The sequence below is a fragment of the Erythrobacter sp. JB3-1 genome, assembly GCF_057364995.1.
The window spans coordinates 3058857-3085712 of record NZ_CP200289.1 but is presented as its reverse complement, the minus strand read 5'-3'; the positions used below and the strand labels follow the sequence as shown (position 1 = coordinate 3085712).

The 26856-nt window shown below is 57.7% G+C and carries 17 protein-coding genes and 1 pseudogene; 12 read left to right on the top strand and 6 right to left on the bottom strand.

Annotation, left to right across the window (positions count from 1 at the left end; translation table 11 throughout):
* The first annotated feature begins 51 nt into the window (after positions 1-51).
* Both AC0V6M_RS14700 and AC0V6M_RS14695 read left to right on the top strand, forming a co-directional pair.
* Positions 52-2046: a sensor histidine kinase gene (locus AC0V6M_RS14700; RefSeq protein WP_486139526.1), complete on the top strand. Its 1995-nt coding sequence runs from the start codon at positions 52-54 to the stop codon at positions 2044-2046.
* 146 nt (positions 2047-2192) lie between these two features.
* Positions 2193-4100, top strand: a complete 1908-nt coding sequence (locus AC0V6M_RS14695; protein ID WP_486139525.1) for a hypothetical protein — start codon at positions 2193-2195, stop codon at positions 4098-4100.
* A 118-nt stretch (positions 4101-4218) separates the two neighbouring features.
* Here the strand turns inward: AC0V6M_RS14695 and AC0V6M_RS14690 are convergent, their stop codons facing one another.
* Positions 4219-6123 (bottom strand): DEAD/DEAH box helicase, encoded by a 1905-nt coding sequence (locus tag AC0V6M_RS14690; RefSeq protein WP_486139524.1) that lies wholly within the window; start codon positions 6121-6123, stop codon positions 4219-4221.
* A gap of 274 nt (positions 6124-6397) precedes the next feature.
* The gene (locus tag AC0V6M_RS14685) at positions 6398-7891 is read right to left on the bottom strand and encodes a DUF4403 family protein (protein WP_486139523.1); all 1494 of its coding nucleotides are present in this window, start codon (positions 7889-7891) and stop codon (positions 6398-6400) included.
* A gap of 334 nt (positions 7892-8225) precedes the next feature.
* On the opposite strand from AC0V6M_RS14685, the gene AC0V6M_RS14680 reads away from it, so the two are divergent.
* The 8 genes from AC0V6M_RS14680 to AC0V6M_RS14645 all read left to right on the top strand — a co-directional run bounded on the left by AC0V6M_RS14680 (position 8226) and on the right by AC0V6M_RS14645 (position 22303).
* Positions 8226-9206 (top strand): hypothetical protein, encoded by a 981-nt coding sequence (locus tag AC0V6M_RS14680; RefSeq protein WP_486139522.1) that lies wholly within the window; start codon positions 8226-8228, stop codon positions 9204-9206.
* A gap of 24 nt (positions 9207-9230) precedes the next feature.
* Entirely contained in the window at positions 9231-9707 is a 477-nt protein-coding gene (locus AC0V6M_RS14675; protein WP_486139521.1) for a hypothetical protein, read from the top strand.
* A gap of 71 nt (positions 9708-9778) precedes the next feature.
* Positions 9779-10846, top strand: a complete 1068-nt coding sequence (locus tag AC0V6M_RS14670; RefSeq protein ID WP_486139520.1) for a hypothetical protein — start codon at positions 9779-9781, stop codon at positions 10844-10846.
* Positions 10847-10905: 59 nt separating this feature from the next.
* Positions 10906-16068 carry a hypothetical protein gene (locus AC0V6M_RS14665; RefSeq protein ID WP_486139519.1) on the top strand — a complete coding sequence of 1721 codons (5163 nt, stop codon included), beginning with the start codon at positions 10906-10908 and terminating at the stop codon, positions 16066-16068.
* On the top strand, positions 16065-18245 hold the full coding sequence (locus AC0V6M_RS14660) for a DUF11 domain-containing protein (RefSeq protein ID WP_486139518.1): 2181 nt from the start codon (positions 16065-16067) through the stop codon (positions 18243-18245). Before AC0V6M_RS14665 ends, AC0V6M_RS14660 begins: the two co-directional genes overlap by 4 nt.
* Before the next feature lie 82 nt (positions 18246-18327).
* Positions 18328-19083, top strand: a complete 756-nt coding sequence (otsB, locus tag AC0V6M_RS14655; RefSeq protein ID WP_486139516.1) for a trehalose-phosphatase — start codon at positions 18328-18330, stop codon at positions 19081-19083.
* Positions 19080-20894, top strand: coding sequence for a glycoside hydrolase family 15 protein (locus AC0V6M_RS14650; RefSeq protein ID WP_486139515.1), 1815 nt, complete (start codon positions 19080-19082; stop codon positions 20892-20894). Before otsB ends, AC0V6M_RS14650 begins: the two co-directional genes overlap by 4 nt.
* Positions 20895-20938: 44 nt before the next feature.
* Positions 20939-22303, top strand: a complete 1365-nt coding sequence (locus tag AC0V6M_RS14645; protein WP_486139514.1) for an alpha,alpha-trehalose-phosphate synthase (UDP-forming) — start codon at positions 20939-20941, stop codon at positions 22301-22303.
* Between the two features lie 16 nt (positions 22304-22319).
* Here the strand turns inward: AC0V6M_RS14645 and AC0V6M_RS14640 are convergent, their stop codons facing one another.
* Positions 22320-22778, bottom strand: coding sequence for a response regulator (locus tag AC0V6M_RS14640; RefSeq protein ID WP_486139513.1), 459 nt, complete (start codon positions 22776-22778; stop codon positions 22320-22322).
* A 150-nt stretch (positions 22779-22928) separates the two neighbouring features.
* On the opposite strand from AC0V6M_RS14640, the gene AC0V6M_RS14635 reads away from it, so the two are divergent.
* Both AC0V6M_RS14635 and trxB read left to right on the top strand, forming a co-directional pair.
* Positions 22929-23753 (top strand): tyrosine-protein phosphatase, encoded by an 825-nt coding sequence (locus AC0V6M_RS14635; RefSeq protein ID WP_486139512.1) that lies wholly within the window; start codon positions 22929-22931, stop codon positions 23751-23753.
* 61 nt (positions 23754-23814) lie between these two features.
* Positions 23815-24790, top strand: a pseudogene (gene trxB, locus AC0V6M_RS14630) (thioredoxin-disulfide reductase).
* Positions 24791-24872: 82 nt separating this feature from the next.
* Here trxB and AC0V6M_RS14625 read toward each other — a convergent pair.
* The 3 genes from AC0V6M_RS14625 to AC0V6M_RS14615 all read right to left on the bottom strand — a co-directional run bounded on the left by AC0V6M_RS14625 (position 24873) and on the right by AC0V6M_RS14615 (position 26800).
* Positions 24873-25310, bottom strand: a complete 438-nt coding sequence (locus AC0V6M_RS14625; RefSeq protein ID WP_486139511.1) for an MAPEG family protein — start codon at positions 25308-25310, stop codon at positions 24873-24875.
* Complete coding sequence (locus AC0V6M_RS14620; RefSeq protein WP_486139510.1) at positions 25307-25759, bottom strand: MAPEG family protein; 453 nt, start codon at positions 25757-25759, stop codon at positions 25307-25309. Before AC0V6M_RS14620 ends, AC0V6M_RS14625 begins: the two co-directional genes overlap by 4 nt.
* Before the next feature lie 84 nt (positions 25760-25843).
* On the bottom strand, positions 25844-26800 hold the full coding sequence (locus AC0V6M_RS14615; RefSeq protein ID WP_486139509.1) for a threonine ammonia-lyase: 957 nt from the start codon (positions 26798-26800) through the stop codon (positions 25844-25846).
* Positions 26801-26856 lie beyond the last annotated feature (56 nt).

Here is a 26856-nt window from a genome sequence, read left to right as displayed (position 1 = left end):
CATCATGATCTCCCCCTGCTGCTCACCAGCAAATTGTGTATAGCACAAAAGATGGGTGAGGGGGCAAATCTTCGGCTTGGGCGGGCGTGGGCACTTTGGCTGCTCGCCGCTGTCACTTGTGCGGCTTTGGGGTTCGCTGCGATTGCGGCTCCTGTTGCAAAGGGGCAAGAAGTCTCAGCGAGCGAAGCCAGTTCCGTGCTGCTGAAGCGGGGCGAACCTGCCGAGCAAGTAGAAGGCAGCGCTTGGTATCTTGTGACGCAGGAGGGCGAAGAGCTTACCAGTCAGCAAGCCCTGACGAAGTTTAGAAACGGCGGTTTTTCGCGCGGCTACCAGTCAACACAGTCCGAGATTTTGGACGAGCGCTGGCAGTGGGTTGCGTTGCCGATCAAGGCGGCCTCGGACAATGAAACGAGCATCCGTCGCAGCGTCGGGCTGGGCGGTGTGTTCTATGTCAGGCCCGATGTCTATTTGGTGCAAAGTGGTGCCGCACCGGTTCAGATACTCGGCGGTGACGCCACCGACAACGCGGAGCTGTTAGCGCGCAAGCTCACCTATGTGCACTCCTCCAGCTTCATGCTTGATCCCGGCGAACAGGCGACAGTGCTGGTCAATCTGGCATCGGTCGACAGGCCATCGATTGGCCTATTTCGCGAAGGAGAATTGGGCCGCAACCAGATCATTGGCACGATGCTGAAGGCAATCGTATTCCTGTCGTTCATAGGGGTCGGTGTTTGTCTGGTAGTGCTGGGCGTTTTGGCGAACCGAAAGATCACTGCATTGCTCGGGATCGGTTTGACGCTTGCTGCGATCCAAGCAGATGTCTCGCTGTTCGTGACGATCCTTAGTCCAGATTTTGAGACTGCCCGTGCGGCCTGGCGGGCCTGCATTGCGATTGTCTCATTGAGCAATCTTTACATCGTGCTATTCGCTTTCAAGGGACAGTATGATCGCTTTTCAAACCATGCGGTGCGTCTGATCATCTGGCTGTTGCCGCTAGCCGTCGTGGCTGGCCTGTTATACCTAAAATATGACGGCTACCTACTGGTGCTGTATTATGGTGTGCTCTTGGCACTGGTGGCCGTGATCGTCTTCCGGTTGGAAATGGCCAAAACGCTGCGGCAGATCGTGGTTGGCATTATTGGACTTAGTCCGGTTGTCTTGATTGCCGTTGAGCCGGATCTCGTCGGAACGATCATTCCCGAACTCTCCGTCGGCTTCGTCCGCGATATGGTGCGTCTGGTTGTCGCTGCGACTCTCTTGGTGTTCGTGATCGTAGATATTCGCCGGAGCTTGGAAGAGCGTGACCGGCTGAGGCTGGAACGTATTTCGGCCCTCGAAGCGAATGCGCAAACCAATCGCCGGTTGCTGGAGACCGAAAGAGAGTACTCCCGTGCGCGCGAAACGGCTGTCCGCCGCAAGCAGCAACTCGCCTCTGCCAGCCATGACATTCGCCAGCCCTTGGTGGGGTTGAGGGCCTCCATCCATGAAGAGGCGGATAACTTGTCTCCCGTGCTGCAAGAGCGCCTGAGCGAGGCGGTAGACTATCTCGAAGAGCTAACCCGCGAATACAGCGATCAGGAGGGGGCAGAACAGGCTGCGTCCCGCGCGGAGGACGAAGTGTATTCGCTACAGCCGATCGTGCAAACCGTCGAAGATATGTTTGCTCAGGAAGCCGCCAACCTTGGGATTGTTCTCAAAATTCAGACTGAGCCATGCGAAACGTCGGTGCCGGCTTTGGCTCTTATTCGCTCCGTCAGCAATCTGGTCGCCAATGCTCTGCGCCATGCCAGCCCCAGTGAAGTGCGCGTCAGCATCCGGCATGAAGACACGTGCCTCATCGAAGTGCGTGATGACGGCAAGGGTATGGACGCGCAGGCTCTCAGCAAGGCTCCGCAGCGCGGGAGCAAGGACGAAGCCTCGAGTGGTGACGGTCTGGGACTTGCGATCGTCCACGATCTGGCGACACGGCATGGATTTTCCTTCAAGCTAACCTCTCGGCTGGGCGAGGGCACTGTTGCGGCGATCAAATTGCCTTCTGCAAGCTAGCGCTCGCGCTACGGTGTGTGCCGCAATTCTGAGGCTCCGAAACAATTGGGGTGTTCACCTCATTCTAGACAGCCAGACCTTTCCCTAAACAGGATCCAGACAAACCCGTTGGGTCGGGTAAGCGGACAGATTTGGGGAATGAGACAATGCGGTTTTCAAAGATCACAAAGGGTTTGAGCGTTTCGGCTTTGGCGGCTGCGATGGTGGCAACGCCGGTGTTGGCGCAGGAAGAGGCGGATACTCCAGCGGCGCAATCGACCGCCGATATGGACATCGCGCTGGACGGCGAATTGTCCGATGATGAGAAAACCCTGCTTGTCGCAGGCGGGATTGGAGTGGCTGCTAGGCAGGTCGTCAACCCGAGCAAAGGTGCTGCCGATATCGCCAAGAAAATTGGTGAGGCGCAGCGCAGTGGCGGACCAGCAGCTAGGGGTCGTCGGCTGCCGACCTCGACAAATATCGCTGGCCAGAACCTGCGCCAAACAGCGACTTCAAAGCGGCCTACAAGCCTGCGTGATTTGAAGGAGCGCGGTGAGGCAGCCAAGGCTGCTCGGGCAAACCGGATTGCTGGCAGCGCGGACGAACTGGCGGAGATGGAGCGCCGCGGCACTGCAGCGCAAAACGCGCGCAAGAAACCGGCGACCACAGCTCGGTCGGTAAATGCGCGACCTACCAATATCGCAAACTCGGACCTGGGCCGAGTTATCGAAAAGGGCGAAGCTGCACAGAATGCGCGCCGCGCGCCGAACAGCAGAACTGCTGGCGATGTTCTAAAGGCGCGTGATACGGCCGAAGGTCCGCGCAATATCCGCAAGATCGATGCGCCAGCGAGCAATCGCGCGGCCATCAGCAAGGGCTCTCAGCTTGATGATTTGGTGGCTCGCGGGAACAAAGCCCGCAGCTCTCGCGAGGCGCTCAAGGCCAGCGGCCAAGCCGTGCGCGGGGAGCAGGCTCTTGGCCGCAAGCTGCTTGGCAAAGGTGCCGATGTGCCCAATCTGCTCGCCAAAGGCGATGCGGCGCAAGCCGTGCGTAAGGCAGCCCCCATCAATGAAGCGCAATTGGTGCGCGGTATTGCTGATAAGGGCGGCGACATCACCAAACTGAACAACGCGGGACGGACCGCTCAGGCGGCACGCGGCGCGGGCGGTCTTAAGGCAGCCAAAACCGGCACCCAGACGGCGAAAGCAGCGCAAACGAGCGCGAAGGCTGCGAAGGCAGCCAAGATGGCGAGAACAGGCGCAACCGTTGGCAAAGCGGGCAAAGGCGCGCGTGCAGTCGTTGCAGGCTCAGGTGTAGGCTTGGCCGTTCTGGCTGCGGAGGCGGCGGGCAAGGAGAGCGTGAAAGCGCTGACCGGTGCGGAAATCCAGGATCCGCTAACCACTGGCTTTCAATACGGCGCAGCCATCTTCGACAAGGACGTTTCCATGAAGGACGTCTGGGAGCAGCGGCGCGAACATCACAAGGAAAATTGGACCAACGTCAAAGCGACTTTCACTGAGAAAGGGCGCCTAAAGCGGAACCTGCAAAATTACGGCGCAGAAAAGCGCGAGCAATTTGCCAGAGGGGTCCAGAAAACGGCCGAGTTTGGCCAAAAGGTTGATGCGTTTGACCGCAACGCTCGCAGTGCCATTGAGGGTGAAACGGGCGTGAAACTGGAGCGCCGCACAGATGTCGCCGCGCGCTATGGCGCTGCGCTTCAAGGCGACAAAAAGCTCAAAGCCTTTGGCGAGGTCGCTAAGAGCCGCGCTCAGCATCATCTCAGCAATGCGAAGGCGGCCACGAATTACGCAACTGAAAAAGTTCGTGAGGCAGGGGCGCAAAACCGGGCCGCTGTCGGCCAGGTAACCGGCGCGGACTTGCGGAGCGTGCGGGAGACCACAAACCGCTATGCCGACGCGGCTAAGAGCGACAAGCCTGTTGAGGCCGTAGCTTCAGTCGCGGCTGATCGCGCCAAGCACCACACCGAGAATGCCAAGAAAGTGACCGGCAAGGTTCTGTGCAATGTGGGCAACATCTTCCGCAAGAAGGACAAGGATAAGAAATGCAAGAAATAGGATGACCTAGCTTGCATATGGCAAAAGAAAGGCTGCGCCGAATTTCCCGAGCGCAGCCTTCTTGCGTTTAGGCCATCACAGCCCGGCGTGCTCATAAGGAACTGGCCGCGTCTGTGGCTTACTTTGAGTGCTTTTGCTTCTTAAACGGCTTTCCTGGACCATTTGAGCCATTTTGGTGCTTACCTGCCTTGCGAGGCCCTTTTGCTTCTCCAGCGCCTTCATTTCGAGGCTTTTTCTCAAAGTTCTCGCTTTTTCGGTCATCGCTGCCTTTGCGGAATTTCTTGGGCTTGCCGTTATTCTTTTCTTTGCCGCTATGGGCGGGCTTCGCCTTTACGCGAGGCCCTCGATCGCCGTCGCGCTGGCCAGCATGCGACTTGCGATTGCGCCGAGCGGTGTCACGCGGCCCGTGGTCCGACGCTTCGATCAGGATGTTGTCCTGTTCGTCGCCATTATCGCTGACAGAGCCAGCGCTGCGCGCCACAGCGGAGGCGAACTTGTCGGCAATGGCACGCGGGATTTGGAAGAATGTCTCGCTTTGACCGATGCGGATTGCTCCGATTTCGTTGCGTGTCACATGCCCGCGGCGACAGATCAGCGGCATGACCCAGCGTGGGCCAGCGTTCTGCCGGCGGCCAATATTCATGCGGAACCACACCGTGTCCTCGAAGCCCGGGCGATGCGTATCTTTCTGCGCTGCGCGGCGGGCCTCGGGCGTGTTTTCGATCAAATCTTCGGGTTCAGGCAGCTTTGAACGGTGCGCCTGCACCAGCATGGCTGCGATCTCTTCGGGCGTGCGCTCGGCCAGGAGTTTGCTCGCAAGCTCCTGATTGGCTTCATCCATTTCGATGGGTTGGAGCAATTTCTCGAGCAGACGCTCATGATCCTTCGCTCGGATCGCCTCCGGGCGAGGGGCGTCGGTCCAATCAGCCTCAATTTTGGCCGATTTCAGCATGGAGTCGACTCTGCGACGACGAGAAAACGGCACGATAAGCACTGCCGTGCCTTTCTTCCCGGCGCGCCCTGTGCGGCCAGAACGGTGCTGTAGCGCCTGCGCGTCGCGCGGAATTTCGACGTGGACGACTAGGCTGAGAGTGGGAAGATCGATGCCGCGCGCGGCCACATCTGTGGCCACGCAGACCCGTGCGCGCTTGTCGCGCAGCGCTTGTAGCGCTTGATTGCGTTCTTGCTGCGAATGCTCTCCGGAAAGGGCAACAACGGCAAATCCGCGTTCTTGCAAGGTGGCATGCAGATGGCGAACTTTGTCCCGTGTCGCGCAGAAAAGAATCGCAGTTTCCGCCTCGTGATAGCGGAGCAAGTTTACCACTGAGTTTTCAATTTCAGTCGGAGAGACGCTGATCGCCTGATATTCAATATCGCCATGGCCGCGTTGCTGACTGATGGTGGCAATTCGCAGGGAATCGATCTGATAACGCCGCGCCAAAGCTTCAATTGGGCGGGGCATTGTCGCTGAGAATAGAAGAGTGCGACGCGAAGTTGGCGTTGCATCGAGGATGCTCTCGAGTTCCTCTCGAAAGCCCATGTCGAGCATTTCGTCGGCTTCATCGAGGACGATAGTGGCCAGGGCGGAGAGGTCGAGCGCGCCGCGTTCCAGATGATCGCGAAGGCGGCCGGGGGTTCCTACCACGATGGTTGCGCCTGCGCGCAAAGCGCGGCGTTCCTGCGACGGGTTCATCCCGCCAACGCAGGTTGCGATACGCGCGCCAGCTTTGCTGTAGAGCCAGCCAAGCTCGCGGCTGACCTGCAGCGCAAGCTCTCGCGTCGGCGCAATAACGAGCGCCATCGGTGAGGGCGCGCTACGCAAGTTACCGCTTTCGTCGAGCAGTTCACCTGCCATTGCAAGGCCGAACGCGACTGTTTTGCCAGAGCCGGTTTGTGCGGAGACGACCAGATCGCGGCCTAGTGCATCCGGCTTTAGAACCGCCTCTTGGACAGGGGTTGGGGCATCATAATTACGTTCGGAGAGGGCCGCCTGAAGGCAGGCTGGAAGGCTTGGAAAACTCATCAATTGATCTCAAATGCAAGTGCGCGCGGAGGCGCGCGCAGCGGCCCAGATTGGCCGGTTAAATGGGGATTGTGGGTAATGGGCGCACGGCGCCCGCAATCTATTGGGGCTGGCCATACGCGCCTTCTCGGCATTTGGCTTGCAAAAACTTCTTTCAGCGTCGCCTTGCAGGAAATCCGTGCGCATTAAGGGTCAATTTGGTCACGAGACAGTTCTTCGCAGAAAGGGTATAAGGAAATGATTGCAATACCATGAATAAAAAGAGTATTCGTTCTCAGTTTGGTGCCAAAGTGCTGGTGACGGAACCAGAAGCGGTCACGGGCATAAATAGGCCCTCAGCAGTGGGTGTGATTTGGCCGTGTGACAGGTCCGAGATATCGAACGACAGGTTGAAATCTCCAGCCTTGATCGACCTCACGCCATCCTTAGCTTTTCCAATCACTGAATTGTAATCATTGCTAAAGTCTTCAACCAAAGATCGCTCTATCTCTTGTTTTACATCCTCACTGGCCATGATCCGGACCAACAAATCTCCGATTGCTGTGTCCATGTCGCCAAACACTTGCAGGTCTTCGATCCGGACGACCTGGCTGTCTGGTTCGCTTACTGGCAATCCAGTCAGCCAAATGGTCCCTTTCGCTCGTCCCCAAATTCGGTCCGTCAAATTGCCAATGGGTTCTACCTGAGCCTCGATCCCAACTGCCAACCGGCCGCCTTCAGCCGCATATAGTGTGACATTCTCGAACTCGAGATCGAGCCTGCCGAGTTCTTCTTTTGCGATGCCGCGCTCAGCCACTCGTTTGAGCGCACGCAAAAGAACCGGTTCAAGCTGATCGTAATTGGCGAGTACAGGCAGGGTCACCTCAAAACCCGTATCGCGCGTAACGCCGGCATTGCTGCCCAGATTTTTCGGTTCAGGCACTGCTGGCTTGTCGCCAACGAAAATACCGAGCTTTGCGCGCAGCATTGCCTGAGCGGTAACACGGCGAGCGGATACCTGAAGATTGCCCGCTCCGATCGCTGTCGGGTTGAGCTGCATCCAAACTGGCGGATTGTCAGCATTCAGCGAAAGGGTTGTGAAACCTTGCTTCCAGAGCTGGGCCACTTGTGGACGCAGATTGAGCGCTGACAGTTCACGCTCAAGCGTTTTCTCTGCTTTGGCCAGAATTGGTGCCAGTTCGGCATTGGCGCGCCGGGTGAAGCGGATGCGTTGCCCCAGAACATCGATACCGGGTTCCTTGGACCATTGATAAGAAACGCGAACATCGGGCTTCAAACGCCAATTCTGCGCGATTCCGACCTGCGCCGTCAGCCTTACATTGGCCGCAGCCGTCGCGGTCTCACGCTTGATGAGCCCACCGACATCGCGTGCCTGTATCTCAGCTGAGACAGGGAAACTGACGCTCAATGTGTTACCGCGTCCGGACAGGCGCATTGACCCACGCCGAATTTGCCCGACCAGCTGGCAGCTGATTTTTGGGGTTCGCCCGATCTCCCGGCCAAGCACACGGATGGTTTCACGCGGAATGCACTCCTCGATCTGTTCATCGATCGAGTAGAGTGTGCGGGGCACCTCACGCTCCAGTGAGTGGCGGATCGTCTCCAACGGAACACCGAGTTCGGTGACCAATACGGACTCTTCCGTCGGATATTGCGCTGCAGGTTCCATCCGGGCCGGGGCAGGGGCATCGATGATCCGAATGTGGAACCAGATCAGATAGGCGGCAACAACGCCAATCAAAGCCGCAATCAAGGCAAACGAAACCAAGAGCTTATGCTTGGTTTGCATGCTTCCAGCCCGGCCCAAGAGCGATTGAGTGTCTGCGGTCCCCATTTCCAGCGATCGTAAGCGGTTTGGGCGCCCAAAGCCAATGATGACGTTAGTCTCGCGGAAAAAGTCGCGCAAACGTCAGATATCAAGCGAGTTTTGGTAAATTCCCAGTGAAGATCCGCCCCAAAGCGCTGAACGCCGGATTAACCGCGTCGCTAAAGTGTTAAAACTTGTTTCAAATGGCAGGAATCCGCGGTTTTTCGCCAACTCCAAACAGTTCGTTAACCATTACTGCGTATTTGTCCTACGTATGATTACACAGAACTCATTTATGCCCGCATTGGCTAACACGTTCGCCTCGGCTCTCGCCCTAGGTGCCTTTTCACTCGCGGCAGTGGCTCCGGCGCATGCCGCCGGGGTCGATGCAGGCACGCTGATTGAGAACACCGCGACGGCGACCTACGAAGACGGGAGCGGTCCGCAAACGGTCGACTCCAACACCGTCACGGTGCTGGTTGACGAACTGCTCGATGTGACAGTCACCTCGCTGGACTCTGGTCCAGTAGGCACCACGCCTGGTGACGCAGTGCTCACGTTCGAGCTTACCAATCAGGGCAATGGCCCAGAGGCGTTTGAGCTGACCGCTGATCCAGCGGTTGCTGGTAACGACTTCGATACAACGGTTGATGGCATTGCGGTCGATACGAACGGCAACGGCACATACGATCCGGGCGTCGATCAAATCCTGACGGGTCCAGAAACTACCGCAGTGCTCAATGCTGACGACACTTTGACGGTTTTCGTGCTGGTCACCGTGCCTGCTGGCGCTACCGATACGGAAGAGAGCGACGTTGAGCTGACAGCGGAAGCGGTCACTGGAACGGGCGCACCGGGAACCAGCTTCTCCGGCCAAGGTGTGAGCGGCGGCGATGCCATCGTCGGCAGCACTGGCGCCGATGCAACCGCAACCGGTTCACTGCTGGTTGGGATCACGACAGTCGATCTCGTCAAGTCTGCTACTATTGTCGATCCTTTCGGCGGCACCAGCGCGGTTCCAGGCTCAGTCGTGACCTTCACCATCTCCGCTGAAGTCACAGGCAGCGGCTCTGTTGACGATCTGACAGTCACAGACGCCTTCCCAGCCGACACAACTTACGTGGCCGGATCTCTAACACTAGCGGGCAGCACTTTAACCGATGCCAGCGGAGATGACGCGGGCGAGGCCAGCGCTACCGGCATCAGCGTCGATCTGGGCACGGTCGCCGGCGGTACCACCCAGGCAATCACTTTCGATGTCACCATCGATCAATAAGAAAATAGACAAGGGTCTGATACAATGAAACTTCTTGGACAAATTTGCGCGGCTCTGATGGTTGTTGCCGTCCCAGCTGCTCCGGCAATCGCTCAAGGCAACCCAATTGTCTTGTCTGGCGACGTTATGGCTGTGAAGACCAGCACCGACGCTGCTGGAAATGAGCAGACCGAATTGGTTGAGCCCAATGTTATCGTACCGGGCGATCGTTTGATCTTCGGTACCGATTACAACAATTCTGGCTCTGAAACGGTGACAGACTTTGTCGTCACCAACCCACTCCCTGGCGCCGTTGCGCTGGCATCTGATGCCGACGCTGAGCTGACTGTGTCAGTTGATGGCGGCAACACTTGGGGAGTGCTTAGCTCTTTGACCGTGACTGGCGAGGACGGCGCAAGCCGAGCTGCTCAGCACGGCGATGTCACACATGTTCGATGGACGCTTGCCTCGGTTGCACCGGGCGAAACAGGCCGTCTCGAATATCCAGCAATCATTCGCTGAACAGCGAGCGATAACCGCCAAGCCTTGCGGGCGGAATTTATGACGCAGGGCACACGCAGAGGAACTCCAACATGAGACCAACCACCCAATTGCTGGGTGCCGTCAGTGCGGTTGCGCTCGTTGCGATGAGCAGCGCGCCAGCTTTTGCTGAGGGAACCACAGCCGGTGACACGATCACCAACAACGTCTCCGTCGCCTATCAGGTCGGCGGCGTTGACCAAACTGAGCAGACGGCGTCTGACACGTTCACGGTCGACCGCAAGGTCAACGTGCTTGTCGACTTCACTGGCACTAGCAACACCTCGGTGTCGCCTGGTGAGCAGAACGTTGTGCTTGCATTTGATGTAACCAACCTGTCGAACGACATAGTTGACCTCGATTTGAGCACTGCTCTGAACGCAGGTACAGCCGGGAACATCGCCAACTTCGAGATTTATCTCGATGCTGATGGCAACGGCGCATTGAGTGCAGCTGAACTTGCTGCTGGCCCAATCACTTTCCTCGACGAAGTCGCGGAAGATGAGGTCGTCGAAGTCCTTGTAGTTGCCGATATCGGTCTTGCCGCAACGGATGGCGACGAATTCGACGTTGTTCTGACGGCAAATGCCTTCAACAGCGGCAATGTTGGCTCGCTTGGCGCAACAGAACTGACTGCTACCCCTGGTGCAAACACTGCGGGCGTAGACACGGTTCTGGCTGACGGCGCTGGTACAACCGATGCCGCCAACCAAGGCGACTTCTCGGATCTTGGTACATATGAAGTAGCCGCGGCTGCTGTCACTGTTGCCAAAACCAGCTCGATCTTCAGCGATCCAGTGAACGGCACGACCAACCCGAAAGCCATCCCAGGTGCGATTATCGAATATTGCATCACCGTGGCCAACGGTTCGGGCGCGGCGACTGCCACCAGCGTTAACGTGAACGACTTGCTGCCAGGCGATGTGACTTTTGTCCCAGCGTTCGGCATTTTCGTTGACGGCGATGCGGCATGCACCGGCGGTTCAAACGGCGTTCCTGGCGGCGACGCTTCGTTTAGTGCGGGCACTGGCCCAAGCGGCGAAGACGAAGTCGCTGGCACGCTGAGTGATATAGCAGCCGGCCAAACGCGCTCGCTCTACTTCCGCGTCGAAATCGACTGATAGAGCGGACTTAGACTTTGCGTGTAGCCCTCTCTCTAAGCCGACTGGCAGCAGCACTTATGTTAGTGCTGCTGCCTTTCGTCGTGCTTGGAGAGGGGGCACGCGCGCAGTCTGCCACCACCACTACCAATACGATTACCAATATTGCCGAGGCGACTTGGCAGTTTAATGGCACTCCGGCGAGCACCAGCTCAAACGAAGTAACCATTGAGGTAACGCAGGCACCGCCTGAAATTCGTGCCCTTCGTTCTGCGCCAAGCGGCGTTGTCGACCTCTCTTTCCAAGCGCCACTTTGCAATGTCGCTGGTCAAGGGGTGCAAGGCATTGGCGGTCCCAACCAAACTATGGTCCAAATCACAGGTGCAGAGCCAACAAGCGTGCTGCGTCCGGGTCAAGATTTGCTGTTTGAAGTTCAAGCAGCAGCCGCAAACGTCGCTTCTGACGCGATTGACAGCCTAAATGTCGTGATTACCACCAGCTCTGGCGACAGAGAGACCGAAACAATCTTCGAAACTGGCCCAAATACGGGCATTTTTGTCGGTCAAATTCCAACGCGCCGTGCACCGCCCGCTGCTGTTCAAGGCGATTGCCGCCTCAGCATTGCTGATGGTGAGACGATCGAAATTGCAGCTTCATTGGTCGGACAAGACGATATTATCGTCCAAACCGATGTTGAGGTTCTGGCTGATCCATTTGGCGTTGTGTTCGACAGTGAGACCGGTGAGCCTGTTGATGGTGCGGTCGTCACTTTGGTTGATGATGCAACTGGTTTGCCAGCGACAGTGTTTGCCGAGGACGGTGTAACCCCATGGCCTTCAACGGTAATTTCAGGCCAGCCAATCACTGATGGCGCTGGCAATGTGTTCCCGGTTGGGCCAGGCGAATACTGGTTCCCGCTTACATCGCTTGGTCGTTATCGCCTGATTATAGAGCCGCCGGAGCCTTACACCGCGCCTTCCGTGGTTTCGCGCGACGCGCTTGCGCAGCTGACCCGGCCGGATGGCCGCGAATTTGTCATCCAGGGCGGCTCATTTGGCGGTTCATTTGAACTGGTTGATCCAACTCCGGTTCAAATCGACATTCCGCTTGATCGCCCAAGCCTTGATATAGGCCTCACCAAAACGGCTTCGCGTGACCGCGTGCAGCCGGGCGATGTTGTGTTTTACACGCTGACGGCGACGAACCCAGATCCTGCGCGAGTTAAGCGCGAAGTTACTCTGAGTGATATCGCGTCATCGTCGCTGCGTTTTCGTGCGGATAGCGTCCGAATTGATGGCGTCCAAGATCCCGATGCGGTGACATTCGCACCTGATGGCAGCGCCTTGTCGATTGCCCTGGGCGATATTGCCGCAGGTGGCTCGCGCCGTGTCACATATGCGATGGTTGTCCGCGCAGACGCGTCACCAGGACGCGCCGCGAACAACGCACAAACTATTGATTCACTTGGCCGAATTGCACGGGCAAGCGCCGTTATCGACATTGAGCGCGACGGCATTGCCGACCGCATGACAATCATTGGCCGCATCACCGCTGGGCCTTGTTCGCTGCGCAATCCGCGCCGCGGCATTCCAGGCGTGCGCGTCATGCTTGTAGATGGCAGCTTTGCAATCACGGATGCCGATGGCCGCTATCACTTTGAAGGCGTCGTACCAGGCACGCACGTGGTCCAAGCTTCGCGCATGACTCTGCCTGAGGGTGCGCGTTTCGTCGATTGTCATCGTTCAACCCGCAGCGCGGGCAGCGCCAATTCACGCTTCATCATCGGCCAAGGCGGCAGCCTGATGGTCGCAGATTTCCACGCGATCGTGCCCGAGGGCGCGCTCGAACCGGTTGCACCTTTGGCTGAAACCACGCCAGAGGGCGCAATTGCACGCGAAATTGACGCTCAGGCAGCTCCTACAGCCACGCCAGCTCAGCTTACCGGCGGCGAAGACGCTCTCGGCGGCGGCGGCGCTCTGCGGGCAGAGCGTCCGACACTCGGCGCTGTCCAAGAACAAACCGTACCAGCGCCTTCACCAGCAACCGATTGGATTGCATTGGGCGATGGTCCAGACGGCTGGTTGACCCCAGAAGTAGACCACAACCCGCGTGCGCCAGCCATTCGCGTGGCGATCCGCCACCGTAAGGGGCAGAAGATTGTTCTGCGCGTCGATGGCGAGCCGGTGAACCCACTCACTTTTGATGGCACCAAGAAGCCTCAGCGCGGCAAGTTTGCCGTCAGCACCTGGCGCGGCGTCCCATTGGACGGCGAGCGCACGGTGTTGGAAGCAGATGTGATCAACTCATTTGGCGAGATCAATGAGACGATCACCCGCGAGGTGTTCTTCACAACCTCACCAGCAAAAGTTCAACTCGTACCAGAACAATCGAACCTGATTGCTGATGGCCGGACCCGTCCTGTTGTCGCGGTGCGCGTGCTGGACCGCAACAACCGTCCGCTGCGCGAAGGCGTCTCGGGCGAATTCATGTTGAACGCCCCTTACGAGAGCGCCGAGCAGATCGATCGCCAGCAATTGAACCAGCTTACTGGTCTTGCACCAAGCTCAGCTCGCTGGGTTGTTAAGGGCAGCGATGGCATTGCGCACATCGAACTGGCACCGACCATGGTTTCCGGTTCGCTGCGTTTGGACTTCCGCTTTGATGATGGCGAGATTGTTCGCACTCAGGAACTCGAAGCATGGATTGAGCCAGGCGATATCGAATGGACCATCATTGGTCTTGCTGAGGGCACTGTTGGCGCGAAAAGCGTTGCCGATAACATGGAGCGCGCGGGCAACTTCGCCAGCGATCTTGGCGATGATGCGCGCATTGCGCTTTATGCCAAGGGTCGGGTGCTCGGTCGGTACCTGCTGACGTTGGCCTATGATAGCGCGAAACAACGCGAAGATCAGCGCGTGCTCGGCGCGATTGATCCGCAGGCTTATTACACAGTTTTCGCCGATGGTTCGAGCCGCCGGTTTGACGCGGCTAGCCGTGAAAACCTCTATGTCCGCATTGAGAGCTCAACTTTCTATGCGCTGTATGGTGATTTCGAAACGGGCTTTGATCAGACCCAGCTCGCACGCTACAACCGCACAGCTACTGGCCTGAAGGGCGAAGCTCGCTTTGGCCAAGTGAAGGCGCAAGCCTTTGCCGCTGAGATTTCAACGCGGCTCCGCCGTGATGAAATTCAGGGCCAGGGCATCAGCGGTCCATACCGCCTGTCGAGCCGTAGCATCCTCGCCAACAGCGAGCGTGTTACCCTTGAAGTGCGCGATAGGTTCCGGTCTGAACTGGTTGTTTCCTCGAGAGAACTGTCTCGCTTTATCGATTATGACATCGATCTGCTGTCGGGAGCGATCACCTTCTCTGAGCCAGTGCTCAGCCGCGATTTCAACCTGAATCCACAATTCATTGTAATTAATTACGAAATTGATGGCTTGGGTGAAGGCGAACTGAATGCTGGCGTCCGTGTCGACTGGACGAGCAAGAGCGGCAACCTTCGTATCGGCGCCAGCGCGATCACCGACAAAGGCGAGGGCGCTCGCACCAATCTGGGCGCAATTGATCTGCGCGCTCAGCTAGATGAAAACACCGAACTGCGCGCTGAGCTTGGCCTGAGCCGCACTGAGGGCACCACCTCCAATGGCTGGCTGATTGAAGCTCAGCACCAAACTGGCAAGCTCGACTTGCTGGCCTACGCCCGCTCGCTTGACGCCGATTACGGCGTTGGTCAGCAGAACGGCGCAGAGCAAGGTCGCCGCAAGTTTGGTGTCGATGGCCGTTTGCTGATCAGCGACGACCTCAATCTGGTCGCCAGCGTTTGGCAAGATGACAGCCTGACCGACGACAGCCGCCGCCGTGCCGCTCAGCCGCAATTGGGTTACACCACGCAAAACACTGATCTCACCGTGGGCCTGGCGCATTTCAACGATCGCCTGGCCCATGGCACGCGCAACAAGTCGACTGTGTTGGAAGGCGGTATCAGCCAGCGTTTCCTCGACAACAAGCTGGAACTCAGCGCGACCAGTGCCATTGCTCTGGACGCGACAGAGAGCGTTGATCTGCCGACCCGTCACCGGTTTGGTGCTCGCTATGCCATCACAAACGATATTCGTCTGGTCGGTCAGTATGAGATCGCCAACGGCGAGAACATCAATGCCCGCACAGTTCGCGGCGGCATCGAAGTGACCCCATGGCAGGGCGCGCAAGTCGTCACGACCTTGGGCCAGCAAAACATTGGCGAGTTCGGCAATCGCAGCTTCGCAGCCTTTGGCCTGTCGCAATCTCTGCAAGTCAGCCCGGCGCTGACGCTGGACGCGACGATTGATGGCAGCCGTACGCTGAATGGCGAACCGGCCGCGATCAATGTGATCAACGCTGATCAACCTGTTGCAAGCGGCGGCCAGCCGACGGGCAATTCGCAGTTTGAAGACTTCACCGCGGTTACTCTTGGCGCTGCATGGCGCAAGGATCGCTGGAGCGCGACCGCTCGCGGCGAATACCGCGATGGCGAGTTTGCTGAGCGTAAAGGCCTTACCGTCGGCGCAATCCGTCAGCTTGGCCAAGGCAGCATCGTCGGCTCCGGCGCGACATGGACCGAAGCGACCGCTGAAAACGGCGCGACCACCGAGATCTTTGACGCAAGCCTCGCGTTTGCGCACCGTCCGGACTCATCTGAATTCGCGACTTTGGGCAAGCTTGAATATCGCAGCGACACCGTTCGCGGAGCAATCGCTGGCGAAGCGGGCGCTGCTGGTCGCACGGCTCTGACCGTGACTGGCGATGCACGTTCGCGCCGCCTGGTCGCCAGCGTTTCAACCAATTGGTCACCAAGCGATTGGGACCGCGATGACAATGGCAATCTGCGCCAGACCCGCCGCGATGAGCTGTCGCTGTTCGTCGGCGGCCGTTACAATCTCGACCGTTTCGAGGGCACAGAATTTTCTGGGACAAGTGTATTGGCCGGGCTTGATGCGCGCGTCGGTATCGGCGAGCGGTTTGAGATCGGTGCAACCACCACTGTTCGCGCAAATCTGGAAGATAATGTCACCAGTTTCTCATACGGCCCGCACATCGGTTTCGTCCCGGCGGACGGCATGTTGCTGACTGTGGGTTACAATGTCGAAGGTTTCCGCGACGAGGACTTCTCGGCAGCGCGCAACACCGATAAAGGCGTGTTTGCTTCGATCCGAGTGAAATTCGACACCGATACATTCAGTTTCTTGGGTCTGGGCCGATGAGCGCTAAGGCGAGCTTGATTACTCGCGCGAAGTTGACGGTGCTTGCATTGGCTGCGGTATTCGCAGCGCTCATGCCGAGCGCGGTCGTGGCACAGGACGCCGATATTGATTGGGCTGATGCGGGCGTTGCGAGCTTTGGCGCTTGGCCAAGCGGAACGGTGGTTTCTGGCTCCGATGGTACCACGGCGCAAGTTGACTTCTCCGTCACCGACGACGGTGACGGTACGTTCGTACCGGCATTTGGAGCTGATTTCTTAAGCTTTTTTGCCGGCAATGTCGGTGCGTCAACGTCTCCATTGTTGATGAGCTTTAACAACCAAGCTTTTGATCCGGACGATCGCATTGTGGTCACGATCACGCTCAATCGCGCCGTGTCTAATCTCAACTTCTCCATTAATGACATCGATAGCGGCAATTTCGGCGATGCGATGGAGGTCTACTACGATGATGACTTAACGGGCGCTTTCAGTAATGCGGCGACAAACACCGCTTTTTGGACAGCCGGCTCAGCAATCGATCGCACCAACAATGCGACCGTCAATGGTTGGACTGGAATTTCGCCTTCTGCTCAGGCCGCCACGGATGGCGATCTGACATTTGACTTTAACACTCAGCAAGTGCGCCGAATTCAAATCGTCTATTTCAGTAACGCTGGCACAGGCGACCCTGGCAATCAATTTTCGACGATCTCTGATTTTGCCTTTGATAGTCTGACGGCTGACTTGTCGCTGACCAAGACTTTACTTGGCTCACCTCCGAGCAATGGTGGTTTTGTTACGTGGCAATTGGTCGTCACCAACTCAGCGTCTTCGGAAGCTCCCGCTACTGGAATTGTGGTGGATGATAGCCTCCCGGCCAGCTTTACTTTTGATGGGGCGAGCGGGGATGGTAGTTTCGACTCTGGGACGGGTGAATGGACTGTTGGCACATTGGCACCCGGCGCCAGCGCTACGATCAACATACAAGGTTTTATCTCCGCTGCCGCAGGAAGCACCGTTACCAACACGGCAGAGATCATCTCGAGCAATCTGCCAGACCCAGATTCAACCGTAAACAATGGAGTGGCGAGCGAAGACGACTTCGCGTCGGAGAGTTTTGTTGTCGCGGCCAATCCGCCCAGCACACCGCCTGTTTTGGCCTGCCCTGCGGGCCAGTCAGTCTTCGATTGGGATGCGGTTGCATGGGCAGCGGGCAGCCTGAATAATAGCTATCCACTGAGCACTTGGGGGACGATTGAGTTCGACATCGTTTCCAGTGCAAACCTGACCAGTCGGGCCTCTTTTGGCGGCCAAACACCAATCCTGACCACTGCGGTTTCTGGCGGTCTCAGCCCAGCGCAAGATGCTCTCGCTTTCAATGCTGACAACAACGATCGCAACCAGGAAGTTGTCACCACCGTGACATTGCCGCGCGTAGTAACCGGAGCGCAGTTCACGGTATTTGATATTGACCAGTCATCCAGTTTTCAGGACCGCGTCACCGTATTCGGCCTGTTGAATGGGGTGGTGGTGAATGCGGTGCTGACCAGTGGCAACGCGAATACGATCAGTGGCCCTTCCTTGATTGGCAGCGGCGGAGCAGGCGACACCACGAACGAGGGTGATGGCACATTCACCTTCCTCGATCCGATTGACACAATTGTGATCGAATACGGCAATGGCCCTGGCGCGCCGGCCAATCCCGGCAATCAGAGCATCGCAATCCATGATTTCACCTTCTGTACGCCAGAATTGCCCAACATCTCGGTGACGAAGATCAGCTCGGTCATTTCCGATCCGGTGAACGGTACCACCAATCCCAAGGCAATTCCCGGCGCTTTGGTCGAGTATCTGATTACGGTATCAAACACCGGCCCAGGCGCGACCGACGCGGATAGCGTTGTCGTGACCGATGATGGTCCGGCAGACGCGAAAATGTGTTTGATTTCAGAGGCGAGTGGACCGGTTATCTTTGCTGAGCCGGGCGCGAGCACTGGTCTGACATACAGCTTTGCCAGCATTGGATCGGGAGCGGACGACCTCGAATTCTCCGACACCAACGGCAGCAATTTTGGCTACAGTCCAGTCGCGGATACGGACGGCTGCGACAGCGCGGTAACTGACTTCCGTTTGAGCCCTAGCGGCGCAATGGCGGGCAACAGCACATTTACGCTGCGCGTCCGCTATATCGTCGAATAAGAGCGGTAAGTTCTTGGCCGTGCATACGTAATGCGCGGCCTGCCCGATTGACCTGACACAGCGAGGGTATATGTCGCTCGTAATGGCCGCGACCCCTGACCTCTCCGATCCGCCATCGCTTGCTTTTTTGGCCGCGAGCGGAGCAGTCTCGCTTTTCCTCGATTTTGACGGAACATTGGTCGATCTGGCTTCAAAACCTGATGCGATCGCGGTGCCTGACGGGCTGGGGCAGGGTCTGTCCGAACTCGCTCGCCAATTGGATCAACGCTGCGCTCTCGTTAGCGGCCGGTCGATTGCTGAGCTCAAACACTACATTGGCGCGGCGTCGCTGGCTTATGCAGGGTCTCACGGTGCGGAAATGCTCGATGCTGATGGCGCATTGTTGCGGGTACAGGATCACGGCCTTCCCAGCGCTATTGAGGCGGCTTTGAAAGCCTTCGCGGATGAGCATGATGTCGCATATGAAGAAAAGCCACATGGCGGCGCACTCCATTATCGCAGTGCGCCCGAAAAGGCGGATCTCGTGCATAGCTTTGCCGAACAGCTCGCCGCTGAGCATGGTTGGCGCGCGCAAAGCGGCAAATGCGTAGCAGAGCTCGTCTCCCACGGTACAAGCAAGGGCGAGGCGGTGCTCGCATTCATGCAAACACCTCCCTTTAAGGGATCACGACCCATCTTTCTCGGCGATGATTTGACCGATGAGGCCGGGTTTGAAGCCTGCCAGAGCCTCGACGGGATTGGGATTGTCGTCGGTGAGCGAGCAACAAATGGAGCAGAAACTATGGCGCAATTCGCTCTGCCAGAGGTGGCATCTGTGCATGATTGGCTTGGACTATGAATAACCCCATTGTGCACGTTCCCAACCTTGAACTTTGGCCAATTGGCAATTGCCAAGTTTCCGGCCTTGTCGACAAGACCGGAGCATTGGTGTGGGGCTGTGTACCGCGCGTTGATGGCGATCCAGTTTTCTCCGCTCTGCTCAATGGTGATCAGCGCGATGCCGGGATCTGGCGGTTCGAGTTGGAAGGGCAGGTCAGCTCGGCTCAGGAATATATCCGCAATACGCCGAACCTCGTCACGACTCTGACAGCCGATGATGGCAGCGCGGTCGAAATTCTCGATTTCTGCCCTCGTTTTGAGCGGTCAGGGAGAATGTACCGGCCGGTTGCCTATGTCAGGATCGTGCGCCCCGTCGCGGGAACGCCGCGGATCAAAGTCGTGCTCAACCCGACCAAGAATTACGGTGCGGAGCTGGCCGAGACCACACATGGCACCAATCACATCCGTTATATCGCAGGTAAGCAGTCGCTGCGCCTGTCGACTGATGCGGCGGTTGGATACATTCAGGAAGGCCGGGCCTTTCGGGTTGAAGCGGACACCCATTTCTTCCTTGGGCCGGACGAACCCTTCGTTGGGAACCTTCGCGAGGCCGTCCGCTCAATGGAGCAAAAGACGCGCAAATATTGGCAGCATTGGACGCGCGGTCTGCATATTCCATTGGAATGGCAAGACGAGGTCATCCGCTGCGCAATCACGCTGAAGCTGTGCCAGCATGAAGAAACGGGCGCGATTGTTGCTGCGCTGACGACGTCTATCCCAGAGGCCGCCAATACGGAGCGCAATTGGGATTATCGCTACTGCTGGATCCGTGATTCCTATTACACTGTGCAGGCGCTCAACCGTTTGGGCGCGCTCGATGTGCTGGAGAAATATCTCGCCTATCTGCGCAATATCGTGGACGGCGCGAAGGGCGGTCAGATCCAACCGCTGTATTCGGTGATGGGGCAAAGCGAGCTCGATGAGACCACCGCCGCGCATCTGGCCGGCTATCGCTCTATGGGGCCAGTGCGGCGCGGGAACGCGGCCTACAAACAGATCCAGCACGATTGCTACGGCCAGATCGTCCTGCCCACGGTGCAGGCGTTTTTCGACCGGCGCCTGCTGCGCACTGCCAAGACCGAAGACTTCGAGGCGCTCGAAGAAGTCGGTGAAATGGCGTGGAAGATGCACGATCAACCGGACGCAGGCCTGTGGGAATTCCGCACTCGGCAAGAGGTTCACACCTATTCTGCGATCATGTGCTGGGCGGCGTGTGACAGGCTCGCCAATGTTGCTGAGCGGATCGGTCAAATCGACCGCCGCGCTTATTGGCAGGAACGCGCGGACGCCATTCGTGCGCGAATTGAGAAAGATGCTTGGAAAGAGGGCGAGGGCGCGCAAGGGGGGCATTACGGCGCGAGCTTTGAGAGCGATTATCTCGACGCGAGCCTCCTTCAAATGGTGGAGCTGCGTTTCCTTTCGCCTGATAATGAGCGGTTTCAGTCGACCTTCGCTGCCATCGAGCGTGATCTGCGCCGCGGCGATCACATGCTGCGTTATGCAGCAGAGGATGACTTCGGCGCCCCAGAGACCGCGTTTAACGTCTGCACATTCTGGCTGATCGAGGCGCTGCATTTGGCCGGGCGCGATGCGGAAGCGCGCACTTTGTTCGACACCATGCTAAGCCACACCACGCAAAGCGGCCTGCTATCCGAAGACTTGGATTACGAAACTGGCGAGCTGTGGGGGAACTTCCCGCAGACCTACTCGCTTGTAGGGGTAATCAATTGTGCCGGACTGTTGTCCAAATCCTGGAGTGAAGTGCGATAACCCGCCCAAAGAACAGACTTGTCGTCATTTCCAATCGTGTGGCCGTGCCCAAGGCACGGGGCGCGGCTGGCGCTCAAGGCGGGCTGGCGGGCGCTCTCAACGCAGCGCTTAAAGAGAACGGCGGGTTGTGGTTTGGCTGGTCAGGCCAAGAAAGCGAAGATCGCACCGGCAATATGAATATCCAGCGCGGCGACGGCGTGACCACCGCAACGATCGATTTGTCCAAGCGCGACGTTGATGAATATTACAACGGATACGCCAATTCGACGCTGTGGCCGCTATTTCACTACCGGATCGATCTCACTGAGTATGAGAGCAAAACCGGCAAAGGGTATGAGCGCGTCAATGACCGCTTTGCTGAGAGCGTGCTGCCGCTGATCGAGGAAGATGACCTCGTTTGGGTGCACGATTATCACCTGATCCCTTTGGGAGAGCGACTACGCGAACGCGGCGTGAAAAACCGTATTGGTTTCTTTCTGCATATCCCTTGGCCGCCAACCCGGCTTCTGACCTCTCTGCCGTTTCATGAGCGGCTGGTACGGACCTTACTCGACTATGATTTGATCGGCTTTCAAACAGAGGAATGGCTTGGAAGCTTCCTGCATTATTGCGAAAACGAGCTTGGCGCTGAGGTTGATGAGACGACTGGCCGCATCGCCTTTGAAGGCCGAGAGACTCGGGCTAAAGCCTATCCGATAGGGATAGACTGGGACCATTTCCAAAGTCAGGGCGCGAATGAAGAGGCGAAGGCCGCTGAGCAGCGCTTCCTCGCTTCAACCCGCAATCGGACCGCGATGATTGGTGTTGATAGGCTCGATTATTCTAAGGGCCTGCCGGAGCGTATCGACGGAATTGGGCGGTTCTTCGACCAGCATCCCGAGCGCACCCGAGATTTAGTGTTTATTCAGATCGCTCCGCCGAGCCGCGAAGATGTTGATAGCTATCAGAAAATTCGCGCCGAACTCGAGCAGAAAACCGGGCAGATCAACGGTGCGCGAAGCGAGGTGGATCTCGTCCCGATCCGCTATGTGAACCGGGGATACAGCCATGCCGAATTGTACGGATTTTTCCGGGCGTCCAAGATTGGCCTTGTTACGCCGCTCCGCGATGGGATGAACTTGGTCGCGAAGGAATATGTCGCTGCGCAAGACCCGGAAGATCCCGGCGTGCTTCTGTTGTCCGATTTTGCTGGTGCAGCGCAGCAGCTTGGCTGTGATGGGAAAGGCGCCGTCTTGGTCAATCCGCACAGTCCAGACGATCTGGCGCGCGCGATCAACCTCGCGCTCGACATGCCACTGGCAGAGCGCAAAAGCCGTTTTGAAGCGATGCTCCCAACGGTGCGCTATGAAAACATCCAGGAATGGACGCTGGATTTCTGCGGTGATTTGGCAGGCGCGACCGCGAACTAACTCCGGGTTGGCGCGATCAAATCGCGCGCCGCACAGCCATGTTTGGCTCCGGCTCCCAGCCTGAACTTTTCTCAAGATAGGTCCGCAGATCTGTATGTCCGCGCCCAGCGCGCTGCTGGATCAGCCGTTCAATCCGCCCCGCGATCTTGCTGGGCTGAAATGGCTTGCGAATGTAATCCTGTGCGCCCGCATAAATTGCTTGCTCCTCGTCGCGAATGCCAGTCAGTGCGGTGAACATGATCACCGGCAGATCATACAGCGAAGGAGAGCTGCGAATTTTCCGCAGCAGTGCGCAGCCTGACATGCCTGGCATATTTTGATCGAGCAAAAGGACGTCTGGGCGCCGCTTTTGCAAAAGGTCCCATGCTTCGACGCCATTGGTCACCCAACCGCAGGCGTGCCCAGCGTCGATGAGCGCTTCTGAAGCAAGGCCTGCGACGATGTCATCGTCATCGGCGATAAGGACATAAGCCATAGTGTTTTCCGTCTCGTCGTCTCTCCCCGTCCTTCACCAGTCTAATTCTCTTGGCCTCAATTTCAGCTTTGCCGGGTTCCCAGCGATACTACCTAAGGGGTTTGCCATAAGCGCTCAGCTGTAGTTTCTGGTGACTCAAAAGGACGGACGTTGCCGTTCGACGGCGCGCCTGTCACTGTCTGCGGCATGATTCGAGAGCATGACCCAATCCCGTTCGAGCAGACTGACGGCATTCACAATTTTCGCGATTATGGCGGCTATGCCGTGGCGGGCGGTGGCAGAGTGCGCACAGGCCTGTTGTTCCGCTCTGGCCAGCATATGGAGGCAAGCGATGCTGACCTAGATCTGATCCAGCGCCTCGACATTCGCACCATTGTCGATCTGCGCGGCAGCAGCGAGCGTAGCGGGTTTCCATGCCGGCGCCATGATGAATTCTCAGCGCAGGTGATCGCCTATGATGGTGAGACCAGCAACTCGCCCCCGCACGAAGCGGCTGGTGCGGCCAAGATGACGGCAGAAAAAGCGCGCGAGCGGATGATCGCCGTTTACACCCGAATGCCGGTAAATCCCGCGATGATCGATATGTTTACGCGCTATTTTGAGTCTTTGGCGAACCGCGATGGCGGCAATCTGGTCCATTGCTTTGCGGGTAAGGACCGCACTGGGATCGCCGCCAGCCTGCTGCTGCATGCGCTCGGCGTGCACCGCGATGATGTGGTGACAGAGTTTCTGCGCACCAATGATGCGCCCACCGTCCATATTCTTGAACGTCAGTCGCTACCGCGCATGCTCGCGCATTATGGTGACATTCCAGCAGAGGCGCGGCGTAACCTGATGGGCGTGCTGCCCGAATATATTGACACCTACTTTGCGGAAATTTCCCGCGATCATGGCTCGATCGACACCTATCTTGCGCAAACTTTAGGTGTGGATGAGGCAAGGAAAGCTCGCCTGATAGAGCGGTTGGTGGCGTGACAAGCGGGCCTGCGATCCCCATATCTCACGGCAACGAAATTGAATTTTGAAAGATACGATTATGGCTACCCATCACACGAAGATGCTGATCATTGGCTCCGGCCCCGCGGGTTATAGCGCGGCCATTTATGGCGCGCGCGCCATGCTGGAGCCGATTGTGGTCCAGGGGCTTCAACCTGGCGGTCAGCCTGACCATCACCACCGATGTCGAGAATTATCCCGGCTACCGTGAGGTGGTGCAGGGCCCGTGGCTGATGGAAGAGATGAAAGCGCAAGCCGAGCATGTCGGCACACGGATGATGTGGGACACTATCGTCTCGGTCGATCTCGAAGGCGGCGCACCGTTTAAAGCCATTGGCGACAGCGGCGATGAATATATCGGTGAGACTTTGGTGATCTGCACCGGAGCGCAAGCCAAATGGCTCGGCGCGCCCGGAGAGCAAGAACTGGGCGGTAAGGGGGTCTCAGCCTGTGCGACCTGTGATGGGTTCTTCTATCGCGGCAAGAAGGTCGCCGTCATTGGCGGCGGTAACACCGCCGTTGAAGAGGCGCTGTACCTCACCAACCATTCCGACGATGTTACGCTAATCCACCGCCGTGATGAACTGCGCGCGGAAAAGATCTTGCAAGATCGCCTGATGAAGTCGCCAAAGATTTCGACGCTGTGGAACAAGACGGTGAAGAGTTTCGAAGCGGGTGAAGACGGGGCGCTGCATCACCTCGTGCTGGAAGACACGCAAACTGGCGAGACCTCAACACTCGAAGTCGATGGCGCATTTGTGGCGATTGGCCATGCGCCCGCAACCGAATTGTTCAAAGGCAAACTTGCGATGGATGAGAGCGGTTATCTCGACGTCGAACCGGGCACGCCCAAGACCGCCATTCCCGGCGTCTTTGCCGCAGGCGATGTGACCGACCACGTCTATCGTCAGGCTGTTACGGCAGCGGGAATGGGCTGTATGGCGGCGCTCGATGGAGAGCGTTTTTTGGCCGCACGCGAAGATGCCGAGGAAACCGTCAGCGAAGCGGCTGAGTAAAAGTACGAGCGCCGCTGGGCGCCAATGACAAACGAAAAGGGGCTCCAAGCTGAGCCCCTTTTTTGTGGGTGAGATAAGCGCGTTAGAACAAGAGGATCAGCGCCGCTTTGCCGATCAACGCTGTCAGTACGACGCTGGACAAAGCGAACAGAACGAAGCGCACCATCACTTTGTTAGCTGTCACTTGGACCAGCGAGTGCGCAATCCGCAGTCCGACGTAAATCCAGGCCAGCAGCGCATTTGGGCCGTCGCCTGCGCCAATGATCGCAAGAACCACTGTCACTGCGTAGAACAGGGTCGGTTGTTCATGCAGGTGATTGTAATTGTCGGCCTTCCAATTGACCTTTTCAGGCAGTTTGGAGCGCAATTCTGACCCGGTGGTGCCGACTAGCTTGGCGGGCTCCTCAATATCGGGCGATTTGTTCATAGCCGGAATGCGGGTCGCATACATCCAGGCCCACATGATCATCGTCCAGATCATCAGCGCGACCGCAGGTTGGAGGATCATCGTATCAATCATGTTGGAAGAGCTCCGGGATTATAGAAAAGAGTAGCCATTACGGCCCGAATGGCGAGCACTATCAGGATAATCGTGCTGGCTAAAAACAGAGCAAAGCGAACTGGCAATTTGTTCACCAGAATTTGCCAAAGCGAATGCAGGATACGTAACGCGACATAGCCCCATGAGAGCAAGACATCCGCGGCGCCAGCGCCCATAATCGCAAGGATCACAACCGTTGCATAAAACAATGTCGGTTGCTCGTGCAGGTGCGTATGATTGTGCGCAGGCCAATTCGCCTTATCCGGGATCACCCCTTCAAGGTCCTGCCCGCGTCCGCCGGCCTTGTCTGACAGTTTGGACTTGTCGACCTTTGCAAGCGAACCAAAACGTGGCGGTATAATCCAGAATAGGACGATGATTGTCCATACCACCAGCACCGCCGCTGGCGCGAGCATTTGCGCTTGCATGATTGTCTCCCTCTTGACCTCTAACTGCGAGAGCCAATTCAGATTGTCAAATGTGGCTGAAAGTGCGGCGTGATTGGGCGAGGTCTATCCGGCGATGGTCTTCGCAAAGTCCTCAGGATCGGCATTGCCGCCGGTCAGCATGATGACCGTACGCTCATCAAGCGGCACTTTGCCTGCCAGCGCAGCGGCAAGAGCGGCGGCTCCGCCCGGTTCCACGACAAGGCGCAGGTTTGCAAAGGCCCAGCGCTGGGCGCCCAGGACTTCGTCATCGGTCACGGTTACACCTGCTTCTGCCCGTCCAGACAGGAGATCGAGGTTTATTTGCTTGGTCGCGGAGGGTTGCAGCGCGTCGCAAATCGTCTTTGGCGCGTCTGCGGCGGCCGTGACCAACTCTCCAGAGGCAATCGCTTGCCCGACCATGTCCCAACCGACCGGCTCAACCGCGTAAACCTTGGCTGATGGGCAGGCGAGGCCAAGGCCCGCCGCAAGCCCCCCGCCGCCGCAGCAGGCCAAGACTGCACTTGGCTCTGCGCCCAACTGCTCTGTGATTTCGATACCGGCGCTGCCTTGCCCTTCTATCACCCAAGGGTCGCCAAATGCATGGACCAATGTGCCGCCGCGTTCTGCAATAAGTTTGGTTGCGACTTCATCGCGATCTTCGCCGGGGCGCTCATACAACACAATATCCGCGCCGAGCGCGCGCGTGTTGTCGAGCTTCACTTGAGGCGCGTCGCGCGGCATCACGATTGTTGCTTTGATGCCCAGTTTGCGCGCCGCCCAGGCAACGCCTTGCGCATGGTTGCCGCTGGATACGGCCACGACCCCGCCAGCGCGCTCTTCGCTCGTCATTGCCGAAAGCCGGTGCCATCCGCCGCGGATCTTAAAAGCTCCGACAGGCTGCAAATTCTCCGCCTTCACCCAGCACCGCGTCCCATTAATCTTGACTTGCAAAAGCGGTGTTGGCGGCAGAATTTCAGCAATCTTGCGGGCGGCCTCGAGAACCCCGTCTCGGGTTGGATTTTTTGTAAGTTCTTGGATCATTTGTCGGCCATAGCGCATTGCATTAGAGCGCGCACAAGATTCGAATTTGAAAGGCC